This is a genomic window from Erythrobacter sp. (assembly GCF_038133525.1).
GTDB lineage: Bacteria > Pseudomonadota > Alphaproteobacteria > Sphingomonadales > Sphingomonadaceae > Qipengyuania.
The window spans coordinates 24,016-35,888 of sequence record NZ_JAYPTL010000019.1 but is presented as its reverse complement, the minus strand read 5'-3'; the positions used below and the strand labels follow the sequence as shown (position 1 = coordinate 35,888).

Sequence of the window (11,873 nt, the reverse complement as noted above, 5' to 3'; positions counted from 1 at the left end):
ACGACATGAAAACTCTCGTCTGGGTGGAACACGATAACACCCACATGAAGGACGCCACGCTGGCTGCGGTTACCGCCGCATCGAAGCTTGGTGAAGTGCACCTGCTGGTCGCCGGCAAGGGCTGCCGCGGCGTCGCCGAAGAAGCCGCCAAGGTTGCCGGTGTCAGCACCGTCCATTGTGCCGACGATGCGGCTTACGAGCACGGCCTCGCTGAAAACGTCGCGCCGCTGGTGGCTTCGCTGATGGCCAGCCACGACGCCTTCGTCGCGCCCGCGACCACCACTGGCAAGAACATCGCACCGCGCGTCGCTGCGCAGCTCGATGTCATGCAGATTTCGGACATCCTTTCGGTCGAAGGCGACAAGACCTTCACCCGTCCGATCTATGCCGGCAACGCGATCGCTACCGTGGAATCTTCGGACACCAAGCTGGTGATCACCGTGCGGGGCACGGCTTTCGACAAGGCCGCGACCGAAGGTGGCTCGGCCAGCATCGAAGACGTCGCCGCGACTGGCGATGCCGGTACCTCGAGCTTCGTCTCGGCCGAGATCGCCAAGAGCGAACGTCCGGAACTGACCAGTGCCAAGGTGATCGTATCGGGCGGCCGCGCGCTGAAGGATTCGGAGACTTTCCAGGAAGTGATCATCCCGCTCGCCGACAAGCTCGGTGCGGGCGTTGGCGCCAGCCGTGCGGCGGTCGACGCGGGCTACGTCCCCAACGACTACCAAGTCGGCCAGACCGGCAAGATCGTCGCCCCCGAAGTCTACATCGCCATCGGCATTTCGGGTGCGATCCAGCACCTCGCCGGCATGAAGGATTCGAAGACGATCATCGCGATCAACAAGGACGAAGACGCCCCGATCTTCCAGGTCGCGGACATCGGACTGGTTGGCGATCTCTTCAAGATCGTGCCGGAGCTGACCGGTAAGCTGTAACTGCTTGAGATAAAGCAGGGGGTTTGAGGGCGGGCTGAAGAGTCCGCCCTTCTTCGTTTCAGAGCAGCCGATCTATCGCATGGATCGTCACGCCAACCAGCCCGCCGACCAATGTGCCGTTGATGCGAATGAACTGGAGGTCCCGGCCCACGGCTGATTCCACTCTGTCCGTGATCGTCTGCGCATCCCAGCGCCGCACGGTTTCCGAAACCAGGCGTACGATCTGGTCACCATAGCGGGTGGCAATCCCCACGGCCGTCCGGCGGGCGAAGCGGTTGACCTGAGCCTGCAGGCGTTCGTCATCACGCAATGCGGCACCGAGTTCACCCAGCGTCTCGCCGATATAGGCTCCGCCCACTCCGCCCGATGAGCGGATCGATTCGATCAGATTGCCGCGCAGGCGCTCCCACACGCCCTGCCACCAATCGCTGATCGCGGGGTTGTTGAGCAATTCGCGCTTGAGCCGCTCTACCCGCTCCTGAAGCTCGGGATCTTCTCGTAGCCCATTTGCGAACTCTTCCAGACCCTCTTCGATCTTGGCCCGGATAGGGTGTTCAGGATCGACGAGCACTTCGGCAAGCAGCTTGTAGAGCCCGTCGATCACCGAATTCGCCAGCCGTTCATCGAGCCCGGTGAAACGTAAGACCGCGTTGGCACGGCGATGGACGATATCGCGCACCATCTCCTCATTGTCTTCGAGTACGAGGCCGGTCCAACGGATGATCTTGTCGATCAGCGGCTTGTGTCGGCCGTCGGCGATCATCGCCGAAAGCATGCCGCCTAGCAGTGGTGCAATGTCGAGTTTTTCAAGCTGGGATTTGATCCCGCTGCGGACCTGCCCACCCAGCCTGTCAGGATCGAGCGATTCGAGGACTTCGACCGCCAATTCCCCTGCGCCCGCACGAATGCGCGAGTCATTCGCCGCTTTAGGATCCGCGAGATAGGTGCCGAGTGCCTTGGCAAGGTTCATCGCGCCCATGCGCCGGCCAACGACAGCGGGGGTGAGGAAGTTGTCGCGCAGGAACCCGGCCATCGTTTCGGCGATGCGATCCTTGTTGACCGGAATAATAGCCGTGTGCGGGATCGGCAGACCGAGCGGGCGCCGGAAAAGTGCCGTCACGGCAAACCAGTCGGCAAGGCCACCGACCATCGCCGCCTCCGCGAAGGCGTGAACGTATCCGATCGACGGATGCAGGCCGAGGTAGCGCCCCGAAACGATGAATAGGACCGCCATCGCGACGATCAATCCCGTCGCGGTCCTGCGCATCGCGCGCGCGCGGTCTGGCGTTACCGGCAGCCGGGCTTGCGCCCGGCCTGCAGGGGGGAAGCCCGTCACTCCGCCGGCTCGGCCTCCAGCGATCCACCGACCAAGCCGCGGCTGTCATCACCATCCTTGTAGGTGAGCAGGCGCGTGCGGAGCCAGGGTCCCGCACGCTTCTCAAAACCGTCCGCAAGGCTGAAGCCCGCCGGAACAATGAGCAACGTCAACAAAGTGGAGAGGATCAGTCCGCCAATCACGACAGTGCCCATCGGCGCGCGCCAAGCACCATCACCCGAACCGAGCACACCAGACAGAGCGGTTGGGACCATGCCGGCAGTCATCGCGACGGTCGTCATCACGATCGGCTGGGCGCGCTTGTGACCGGCATCGATAATCGCGTGGAGCTTGCGCGTACCCTTGTCCATCTCTTCGATCGCGAAGTCGATCAGCAGGATCGAGTTCTTGGAAACGATACCCAGCAACAGCAGGATGCCGATATAAACGGGCATCGATTGCGGCTGGCCGAACACCCATACGAGCAGGATGCCACCGAGCGGTGCCAGGGCCAGGCTGGTCATATTCACCAGCGGACTCATCAAACGCTTGTAGAGCAGCACCAGCACCGCGAACACCAGAAGCACGCCCGAGATGATCGCGATCAACAGACTGGTCATCAGCTCAGCTTGCCACTCATCTTCGCCGACGACGTCGCGAATCACGCCCTGCGGCAGATCCTGAAGGATCGGCAGTGCGTCGATCTTTGCCTGTGCTTCACCCTTGACCACACCTTGGGCAAGGTCCGCACCAACCAGCACGCGGCGGTTCTGATTGTAGCGCTGGATGCTTGTGGGGCCCGAACCGAAGGATACGTTCGCAACGCGCGACAGCGGCACCGACCCACCGTTTGCAGTCTGGACCGGCAGGTTCTTGATCGTTTCGAGGCTTTCACGCGAGCTCTCGGGCAGCTTCACCCGGATCGGGATCTGCCGGTCCGAGAGGGAGAATTTGGCCGCATTCTGTTCGATCTCGCCCATGGTGGCGATGCGGATCGTCTGGCTCAGCGCAACCGTCGTCACGCCAAGTTCGGCAGCGAGGTCTTCGCGCGGTTCGATGATCAGCTCAGGCCGATTGATATCGGCGCTGATACGGGGAGCCACCAGCAGGTCGACGCCTTTCATCTGCTCGACCAACGTCGCTGCTGTCTGATTCAGAAGTTCGGGATCGGAACCGGCCAGCATGATCGTCATGTCGCGACCCGAACCGAAACCACCCGACTGCGAGGCGAACCGCACGCGCGCATCAGCGATCTGGGCGAAGCGCGGCGCCAGGCCGCGTTCGAACTCGATCGATGTCCGCTCACGGTCGGGGCGCAAGGTAATGTAGATCGTCGCCTGCCCCTCGCGCACTCGCTCGAGCGCCCGCTCCACTTCCTGTTGTTCGTAGAGGATTGCCGCGACTTCGTCAGCGACGCGCTCGGTCGTCTCGAGCGTCGTGCCGGGCACCATCTCGATCTCGATCCGGCTGTTGTCGTCATCGATGACCGGCTGGAACTGGGCGGGGACGACGCCGAACAGCAGGATGGTAAGCAGCAGCGAGAAATAGCCGACGCCGAGCATCCAGACGCGGTGATCGAGGAAGCGCGCGAAGAGGTATTGCCATGCCTGGCGCATGTGAGCCCCAAAGCGGGCCACGATGAACGCAAGGCCCTTGAAGAAGATAAGCAGCGACAAAGCACCTGCGGCAAGCGCGATCGCCAGCTGCGCGACGCCCACGATCTTGGCAAGAATTTCGGCCGGAAGATTCGCATCGGGACCGGCGATCATCGCAGGAATTCCGAAACCCTGGATGATCCCGGAGGCCATGAACGTGGCGACCGCGGACACAACGAGCGCGCCGATTACGACGAGCAGCAGGGACAGGACATAAAGCCAGCGATGGCGCGGCCCTTCGATACCTTCGCGTGCCGCATACATCTTGCCGCGGTCGAGCGACCAGGCCAGAATCCTCATATAGCGGTCCATCAGCCAGCCCTCGCCATGGCTTGCCTCGCCATGGGCCTTCAGGAAATAGGCGGCGATCATCGGCGTGATCAGGCGCGCCACGGCCAGGCTCATCAGCACCGACACGACCACGGTCATGCCGAACTGGATGAAGAACTGGCCCGAAATACCCGGCATCAGCGCGACCGGCAGGAACACCGCGACGATCGCCATGGTGGTCGCCAGCACGGCCAGGCCGATTTCGTCGGCCGCGTCGATCGATGCCTGATAGGCCGATTTGCCCATGCGCATGTGGCGCACGATGTTCTCGATCTCCACGATCGCGTCATCGACCAGCACGCCCGCAACCAGTGCGAGTGCCAACAGGGAGAGCTGGTTGAGATTGAACCCCAGCAAGTCCATGAACCAGAAGGTCGGAATCGCCGAGAGCGGGATCGCAACCGCCGAAATCGCGGTCGCGCGCCAATCGCGCAGGAAGAAAAACACCACGACAACCGCCAGGATTGCACCTTCGATCATCGCCGCCATGGCGCTTTCGTATTGCTGCTTGGTGTATTTGACCGTGTTGAACAGCGGAATGAACTTCACCCCGGGATTCTCGGCCTCGATTTGCTCGATCTTCTTGAGCGCCTCCTCATAGACGGTAACGTCGGAAGCGCCCTTGGCGCGGCTCATGGCGAAGTTGACGACTTCCTTGTCGCGCACCTTGCTGATCGACGTGCGTTCAGAGAAGCCGTCGCGAACCTTGGCCACTTCGGCCAGCTTGACCGTGCGGCCACCACCGAGCTGGATCTGCCTCTGGCTGAGGGCATAGGCATCGTCGCTGTTGCCAAGAACGCGGACCGATTGCCTGGTGCCGCCAACCTCAGCCGCACCGCCGGCGGCGTCGATGTTGCTCTGACGCAGCACGCTATTGATCTGGCTTGCGGTGACGCCAAGCGCCTGCATCTTGGGCAGATCCAGGATTACCTCGATTTCACGGTCGACGCCGCCGAAGCGGTTAACCTCTGCCATCCCCTCGATGCCGAGGAGTTGCTTCGCGACAGTGTCGTCGATGAACCAGCTCAACCCTTCGATCGTCATGTCGTCGGCTTCGACCGCGTAGATCGCCAGGAAGCCACCCGAGATCTCCTCCTTGGTCACGCGGGGCTCGATGATCCCATCGGGCAGCGAGCCACGGATCTGATCGACTGCATTCTTGACCTCGGCCACGGCATCGTTCGGATCGGTTCCGATCTCAAATTCGATGAAGGTGTTCGAGTTACCTTCGCGAGCGGTCGAATTGATCGAGCTAACGCCGTTGATCGAACGGACGGCCGCTTCCACGCGCTGCGTGATCTGGTTCTCGATCTCGGTGGGCGCTGCGCCCGGCTGCGAAATCGAAACGTTGACTGCCGGGAATTCGATGTCCGGGTTGTTGACCACGTCCATCCGGGCGAAGCTGATCAGCCCGGCCAGCAATAGCGCGGCAAAGGCGACCAAAGGAATGACCGGGTTGCGGATCGACCAGGCAGAAATATTGCGGAAGTTCATCGGGCTGCCTTTGTTCAGTCGATCTTCGTCATCTGGGGATTGACGGTCTCACCCGGCGTCAGGAAGCCACCGGCTCGCAGCACCACCTTCTCGGCACCCGAAAGGCCCTCGGCAATAACGATGCCCTTGGCTGTGACTGCACCAGTCTTGACCGCCCGGCGTTGTGCCTTGTTCTCACCATCGATGATGAGCACGAAGGCCCCTTCGCGATCCGAAAGCACCGCACTTTCGGGCAGGATCGGTGCGACTACCGTACCGCTGCTGATCCGTGCTGTGGCGAAGCCGCCTGGACGCAGTTCGGGTGCGTAGGCGAGCGCGATACGCGCAGTGCCTTGGCGGTCCTGGGTGTTGATCGTGGGAGAAAGCAACCAGACCTTCCCGGTAAATGTCTTGCCGCCGTCGACCGGAGTAACTTCGGCCGTCACGCCGTTCGAAAGGTTTGCCAGTTCGGTTTCACCGACACGCGCAAGCATCTCCATTTCGCCGTTGCGGGCAATGCGGAACAGCGATTGCGCGCCGCCCGACACGGTCTGGCCAATTTCGACGTTGCGTTCGAGCAGCAGGCCCGAGGCGGGAGCAACAATGTTGAGGCGGGCATTGCGGGCCTGGAGCTCACGCAGCTGCGCCTGGGCCACACGAACTCGCGCATCGGCGGCATCGCGCGTGGCAGTCAGGCGATCAATATCCGCAGTCGAAACGAAGCCGCGTTCGACCAGCTTGAGAGCGCGGTCGAGATTGGCCTGGGCAAGGTTGGCATCGGCCTGCGCGACATGGACCTGGGCAGCAGCGCTCTGGGCCTGCTGGGTCTGAACCGAACGGTCGATGACCGCCAGCACTTGGCCCTGGCGAACCCAGTCACCGGCTTCCACCGGTATCGCGATCACGCGACCGCCTTCTCCCACTGCACCCACCGGCATATCGCGGCGTGCGGCGAGCGTACCGGTGGCGACAATCTCGCCTTCAACGGTAGTTCGCCCCGGGGCGACCACGGAAACCGTCGGCAGCTGGGCGGTTTCGTCAGGCGTGGCATCTCCACCGCCTGAGCCGAAGGCAAAGAAGGCGACGATCGCTACCGCGAGCGCGACGAGCGCAATGACGATGATTCGACGACGCATGGAGCCAGGCGCTTCGGCTCCGATCATGTCGTCATCGCCGACGGACTCCATCACCTGTGCCCGCTGGGCCTCGAAACCTGACTCGTACTTCATTGCCATAATGCCCCAGAATGCGACTTCGGACCTGAGTGTGTTACATGACTAGGTCACTAAGCGCAAGAAATAAGCAATGGCCGGATAGGCGGCCTGTTCTTGGGGGGCAATGCAGCTATCGACCGGGGCCTCCCAGCAACGGACGAACGTCGGGAAATGTTCGTGCTCGCCTGAGATAAGGTAAAGATAGAACGAGAAAGGCCGGGACTCAGATTATCCCGGCCTTTCTATTCGATCTACACGATGAACTTACCTCAGCCGACCCCGCTGGACGAGGTTTGCAATACCCAGAAGGACTATCGCACCAAGGATTGCGATCACAAAGCCGGCAGCATTGAAGCTTTGAATGCTACCGCCAAAGCCGAGCAGCGGTGCGATAAAGGCATTGCCCAGCAGAGCACCCAGGATGCCGACGATGACATTCAGGAAAATGCCCATCGATGCATCCCGCCGCATGACCATGCTCGCCAGCCAGCCGGCAACACCGCCCACGATGATTGCAACAATCCATCCCATAACGAATCTCCTCTTTTCACCGTCCACCCGATGCCCGCCAAACGGACGAGCACGGCCAACAGTTCCCCCATGCCGGAAGAAGAGCCGAGAAATCGCGGAATTTCAGATGTATTCCTGACGCCTGCCGGGAGCAGATGTCAGTACTTCAACTGACGCTCGTAGAGGTCGCGATAATGCTGGATGCGCGTTACGCGCAGCCCCTGCATGCCCGAACGATCAACGGCACGCTGCCAGGACGCGAACTCTTCCAGACTGAGGCTGTAGCGCTCAAGCACCTCATCGATTGTCAGCAGTCCGCCATTCACGGCAGCAACCACTTCCGCCTTGCGACGCACAACCCAGCGCTTGGTGCTGGGCGAAGGCAGGTCGTCAAGCGTCAGCGGCTCCCCAAGGGGGCCGATCACCTGTGCAGGGCGGATATCCTGGTTTTCAATCATTCTTTCTCTCGATCGCCATGCACCGCGTCATTGGCGGCTTCACCGATCCCTAGCCCGTCCGCTTTGCCATGTCCTGAACCATTATGGTAAACAGCCTCTTTACCTTTTTCGCCACCTTCGCGGCGGACTTCGGTAAAGGCGCTGAAGCCACCCTCGACCCGCGCGATTTCGTCACGCAGATCGCGAGTCGCAGCGAGCCGTGCGACTAGGTCCGTCCAACGGAAACGCTGCAAATCTGCCGATTCACGCGCTTCGGGAAGACCCGTTCTGTTGAATTGCCCCTCAAACATGCTCTTGTGGATAAGCCAGCATGGTAAACGATCCGTGAAACATCGATCGCGAGGCTTTACGGGGGCTACTGGTGACAAGCCCCTCTAGCGTGTATGGGGCCACCATGCCCGCCAGCATTACCCTTTCCCCGGCCAAAGCCGCCGGCCTGTTCGATTTGCCGAAGCCTGCGGCAGAATGTCGCATCGTCGTGGCGATGTCGGGTGGAGTCGATAGTTCCGTGGTCGCAGCCCTCGCCGCCCGAAGCGGGGCGGAAGTCATCGGCGTCACGCTGCAGCTCTACGATTACGGTGCCGCCAGCGGCCGCAAGGGCGCCTGCTGCGCGGGCGACGACATCCGCGACGCCCGAGCCGTGGCGGACCGCCTTGGCATTGCGCATTACGTGCATGATCACGAGAGCGCATTTCGCGAGGAAGTGGTCGAAGCCTTTGCCGACGCCTACCTTGCCGGCCAGACACCGGTCCCCTGTATCCGGTGCAATATGGGTCCCAAGTTCACCGATCTGTTTGCCATGGCACGCGAGCTGGGTGCGGATTGCCTTGCGACCGGTCACTACGTGCGGCGTATCCTGGGCCTTGCCGGACCCGAGTTGCATCGTGCGATCGATCCAGCACGCGACCAGTCCTATTTCCTGTTCGCCACGACGGAAGAACAACTCGCCTACTTGCGCTTCCCATTGGGTGGCATGGCCAAAAGCGAGGTTCGCCAAATCGCTGAGGAGGCTGGCCTGCGCAATGCGGCAAAGCCCGACAGCCAGGATATCTGCTTCGTGCCCGATGGCGACTATGCCAAAATTGTCCGCAAGCTGAGGCCGGAGGGCGCACGCGAGGGCGCCATCGTGCATGCGGCGACCGGCGAGGAGCTTGGTCGGCACCGCGGTATTATCCATTACACCGTTGGGCAAAGGCGCGGCCTGGAGATCGGGGGGCAGGCCGAGCCGCTATATGTGGTCGGGATCGATGCCGAGCGAGCCGAAGTCCGCGTCGGCCCTCGCGCCATGCTGGCGGTATCAGCCGCAAAGCTGGTAGAAACCAATCGCATCGGCCCGCTGCCGGACCTTCCCCTGACTGCCAAGGTACGAAGCCTGGCGCGACCGGTCCCGGTTACCCTCGAAGGTCCGCTTGGCGAGGGGCGCACGGTCACGATCCGCTTTGCGCAAGCCGAACTGGGTGTCGCCCCAGGGCAAGCCGCTGTGCTCTATGCCGGGGAGCGCGTCGTCGGTGGCGGCTGGATCGCAGAAACCGAGCGGCAGGCGGCCTAAATCGGGGCATTTCACTCGAATTCACCTTGCCTCCCACCGGCGATTGGCTGATCCGTAGGCTCAGAGAGAGAATGAGGTCGACGTGCCGACGAAACGGGCGCTCATTACCGGTGTGACGGGGCAGGACGGTGCCTACTTGGCGCGATTTCTGCTGGAAAAGGGTTATGAGGTACATGGCGTGAAGCGCCGGTCATCCTCGTTCAACACAGGTCGGATCGAAGATATCTACGAGGATCCGCACAATCCTGATCCGCGTATGTATCTGCACTTCGGTGATGTCACCGACGCGACGAACCTCATCCGGGTGGTGCAGGAGGTCCAGCCACACGAAATCTATAACCTTGCAGCACAAAGCCACGTGCAGGTCAGTTTCGAAACCCCCGAATATACAGCAAACGCCGACGGATTGGGCACGCTTCGCTTGCTTGAGGCGATCCGCATCCTTGGCCTTGGAGAGTTCACTCGCTTCTTCCAGGCATCAACCATCGAAATGTTCGGCCTGGTGCAGGAATGTCCACAAAACGAGAAGACCCCGTTCTATCCGCGTAGCCCCTATGCCGCAGCAAAGCTCTACGCTCACTGGATAACGGTGAACTACCGCGAAGCCTATGATCTGCATGCAAGCTGCGGGATCATGTTCAACCATGAAAGTCCCGTCCGCGGCGAAACCTTCGTGACACGCAAGATTACGCGCGCCGCAGCGGCCATTGCACTTGGACGGGAAGAGCGTCTGTGGCTTGGCAATCTCGATGCCAGGCGCGATTGGGGCCATGCGCGCGAGTACGCTGAAGGCATGTGGCTGATGCTGCAACAGCCGCAGGCTGATGACTACGTCCTTGCGACCGGCATCTCTACCAGCGTTCGCGACTTTACTGCTTGGGCTTTCCAAGACGCCGGAATTGCGATCGAGTTTCGTGGTGAGGGCATCGAAGAGAAGGGCTATTGCGTCCAATCTGGCCGCTGCATGGTCGAGATCGACCCGCGCTATTTTCGGCCGACAGAGGTGGACTACCTGCGCGGTGATGCAAGCAAAGCACGCGAAAAACTTGGCTGGGCGGCGACCCTTCCGGTGCGTGACCTCGCACGTGAGATGGTCGAAGCCGATCTGAACCTGCTTCAGCGTCAGTGACCATGCTACCATTCGCGCTCGAGGGGAAATCCGTCTGGGTCGCCGGGCATGGCGGCATGGTCGGGAAGGCACTGCTCCGACGACTCGAAGGTGAACCCTGTACGGTTTTGACTGCACCCAGGTCCGTTGACCTGCGCAACCAGGCTGCGGTCGATGACTGGTTCAGCACACACCGTCCTGACGCCGTCGTAATGGCCGCGGCTCGCGTAGGGGGGATCATGGCCAATGCCACGCGTCCTGCCGAGTTCCTCTACGACAATCTGACCATTGCGACGACCGTTATCGACGCTGCGCATCGGTATGACGTGGGAAAGCTGCTGTTCCTCGGATCATCCTGCATCTACCCGAAGCTCGCGGCCCAACCGATCGGGGAAGCTGCCTTGCTCACGGGCCCGCTCGAACCGACGAACGAAGCCTATGCGATCGGCAAGATCGCTGCGCTCAAACTGGCCGCGGCATATCGGCGTCAGTACGGTCGCGACTTCATCTCTGCCATGCCGACGAACCTCTATGGGCCCGGAGACAATTGGGATCCCGACAGTAGCCATGTAGTTCCCGCCCTGATCCGCAAGGCACATGAGGCAAAGATTGCAGGAAGCGAAGCGATGTTAGTCTGGGGCAGCGGCTCGCCACAACGTGAATTCCTCCATGTCGATGATCTTGCCGATGCCTGCATCAAGCTGCTGGTCGACTACTCGGATGAAGCGCCGATCAATGTGGGCTATGGCGAAGACATTACGATCGCCAGGCTCGCCAGCCTGATCGCGGGAATCGTCGGATTCAATGGGCACATCGTATTCGAAACGAGCAAACCTGACGGTACGCCGCGCAAAGTACTCGATTCCTCTCGAATGATGGCGTTGGGCTGGCGCCCGGAGATCACGCTCGAAGACGGTTTGCGCAGCGCCTATGCAGCCTTCCTGCGCGAAGCAGCCTAACCTTCCCACTCCCTGAGCACGCAACCGTAGCCTTCGCGCCAGATAGCTGTATCGCTGGCAACGAAGGGAACCGTCGCAGTTATGCTCTTGGCTTCGGGATCCTCGCTGAAGCGGACGAATTCCATGCCCTCGACCTTGTCTTTTGTGCAATCGTCGAGACTGCGTCCCTCGATGTAGCGGCATGAACATGTGACATGGGCCCCATAGGCGGTTCCGGCGCCGGCATTTCGGCGCACCCCTTCGCCCCAGATTACCCATGCAGTGGCCAGCGAGGCCACAAACAGGATCAGCAACAAGAGTCTGCGGCGCAATTTCGAGGAGCGGGTTTTGGCCGTTGCCAAGCGGGATTCCTTCATGCGAGTGACGC

Annotated in this window: 11 protein-coding genes; 4 read left to right on the top strand and 7 right to left on the bottom strand. The window is 61.4% G+C overall.

The window, feature by feature from the left end:
* Window positions 1–5: 5 nt before the first annotated feature.
* Window positions 6–935: an electron transfer flavoprotein subunit alpha/FixB family protein gene (locus tag AAFM29_RS06825; protein WP_341712053.1), complete on the top strand. Its 930-nt coding sequence runs from the start codon at window positions 6–8 to the stop codon at window positions 933–935.
* Between the two features lie 58 nt (window positions 936–993).
* On the opposite strand, the gene AAFM29_RS06820 is transcribed toward AAFM29_RS06825, so the two are convergent.
* The 6 genes from AAFM29_RS06820 to AAFM29_RS06795 all read right to left on the bottom strand — a co-directional run bounded on the left by AAFM29_RS06820 (window position 994) and on the right by AAFM29_RS06795 (window position 8,258).
* Window positions 994–2,202 (bottom strand): DUF445 domain-containing protein, encoded by a 1,209-nt coding sequence (locus tag AAFM29_RS06820; RefSeq protein ID WP_341712079.1) that lies wholly within the window; start codon window positions 2,200–2,202, stop codon window positions 994–996.
* A 65-nt stretch (window positions 2,203–2,267) separates the two neighbouring features.
* Window positions 2,268–5,729, bottom strand: coding sequence for an efflux RND transporter permease subunit (locus AAFM29_RS06815; protein ID WP_341712052.1), 3,462 nt, complete (start codon window positions 5,727–5,729; stop codon window positions 2,268–2,270).
* Window positions 5,730–5,743: 14 nt separating this feature from the next.
* Complete coding sequence (locus AAFM29_RS06810; protein WP_341712051.1) at window positions 5,744–6,937, bottom strand: efflux RND transporter periplasmic adaptor subunit; 1,194 nt, start codon at window positions 6,935–6,937, stop codon at window positions 5,744–5,746.
* A 249-nt stretch (window positions 6,938–7,186) separates the two neighbouring features.
* The gene (locus AAFM29_RS06805) at window positions 7,187–7,453 is read right to left on the bottom strand and encodes a GlsB/YeaQ/YmgE family stress response membrane protein (protein ID WP_341712050.1); all 267 of its coding nucleotides are present in this window, start codon (window positions 7,451–7,453) and stop codon (window positions 7,187–7,189) included.
* 137 nt (window positions 7,454–7,590) lie between these two features.
* Window positions 7,591–7,890, bottom strand: coding sequence for a DUF1153 domain-containing protein (locus AAFM29_RS06800; protein WP_341712049.1), 300 nt, complete (start codon window positions 7,888–7,890; stop codon window positions 7,591–7,593).
* Window positions 7,887–8,258: a hypothetical protein gene (locus AAFM29_RS06795; protein ID WP_341712048.1), complete on the bottom strand. Its 372-nt coding sequence runs from the start codon at window positions 8,256–8,258 to the stop codon at window positions 7,887–7,889. Before AAFM29_RS06795 ends, AAFM29_RS06800 begins: the two co-directional genes overlap by 4 nt.
* 26 nt (window positions 8,259–8,284) lie before the next feature.
* Here AAFM29_RS06795 and mnmA point away from each other — a divergent pair, with 26 nt between their 5' ends.
* From mnmA to AAFM29_RS06780, 3 genes are all read left to right on the top strand, one after another.
* Window positions 8,285–9,439, top strand: coding sequence for a tRNA 2-thiouridine(34) synthase MnmA (gene mnmA, locus AAFM29_RS06790; RefSeq protein ID WP_341712047.1), 1,155 nt, complete (start codon window positions 8,285–8,287; stop codon window positions 9,437–9,439).
* A gap of 82 nt (window positions 9,440–9,521) precedes the next feature.
* Window positions 9,522–10,568: a GDP-mannose 4,6-dehydratase gene (gmd, locus tag AAFM29_RS06785; RefSeq protein ID WP_341712046.1), complete on the top strand. Its 1,047-nt coding sequence runs from the start codon at window positions 9,522–9,524 to the stop codon at window positions 10,566–10,568.
* Window positions 10,569–10,570: 2 nt separating this feature from the next.
* Complete coding sequence (locus AAFM29_RS06780; RefSeq protein WP_341712045.1) at window positions 10,571–11,506, top strand: GDP-L-fucose synthase; 936 nt, start codon at window positions 10,571–10,573, stop codon at window positions 11,504–11,506.
* Here the strand turns inward: AAFM29_RS06780 and AAFM29_RS06775 are convergent.
* Window positions 11,503–11,847 carry a hypothetical protein gene (locus AAFM29_RS06775; RefSeq protein WP_341712044.1) on the bottom strand — a complete coding sequence of 115 codons (345 nt, stop codon included), beginning with the start codon at window positions 11,845–11,847 and terminating at the stop codon, window positions 11,503–11,505. The genes AAFM29_RS06780 and AAFM29_RS06775 overlap by 4 nt on opposite strands.
* Window positions 11,848–11,873 lie beyond the last annotated feature (26 nt).

Bases quoted from the DNA above. Each gene is read 5' to 3' on its own strand.
- AAFM29_RS06810 (WP_341712051.1), bottom strand. From the start codon at position 6,937: ATGAAGTACGAGTCAGGTTTCGAGGCCCAGCGGGCACAGGTGATGGAG.
- mnmA (WP_341712047.1), top strand. From the start codon at position 8,285: ATGCCCGCCAGCATTACCCTTTCCCCGGCCAAAGCCGCCGGCCTGTTC.
- AAFM29_RS06805 (WP_341712050.1), bottom strand. From the start codon at position 7,453: ATGGGATGGATTGTTGCAATCATCGTGGGCGGTGTTGCCGGCTGGCTG.
- AAFM29_RS06800 (WP_341712049.1), bottom strand. From the start codon at position 7,890: ATGATTGAAAACCAGGATATCCGCCCTGCACAGGTGATCGGCCCCCTT.
- AAFM29_RS06815 (WP_341712052.1), bottom strand. From the start codon at position 5,729: ATGAACTTCCGCAATATTTCTGCCTGGTCGATCCGCAACCCGGTCATT.
- AAFM29_RS06780 (WP_341712045.1), top strand. From the start codon at position 10,571: ATGCTACCATTCGCGCTCGAGGGGAAATCCGTCTGGGTCGCCGGGCAT.
- AAFM29_RS06820 (WP_341712079.1), bottom strand. From the start codon at position 2,202: ATGCGCAGGACCGCGACGGGATTGATCGTCGCGATGGCGGTCCTATTC.
- AAFM29_RS06825 (WP_341712053.1), top strand. From the start codon at position 6: ATGAAAACTCTCGTCTGGGTGGAACACGATAACACCCACATGAAGGAC.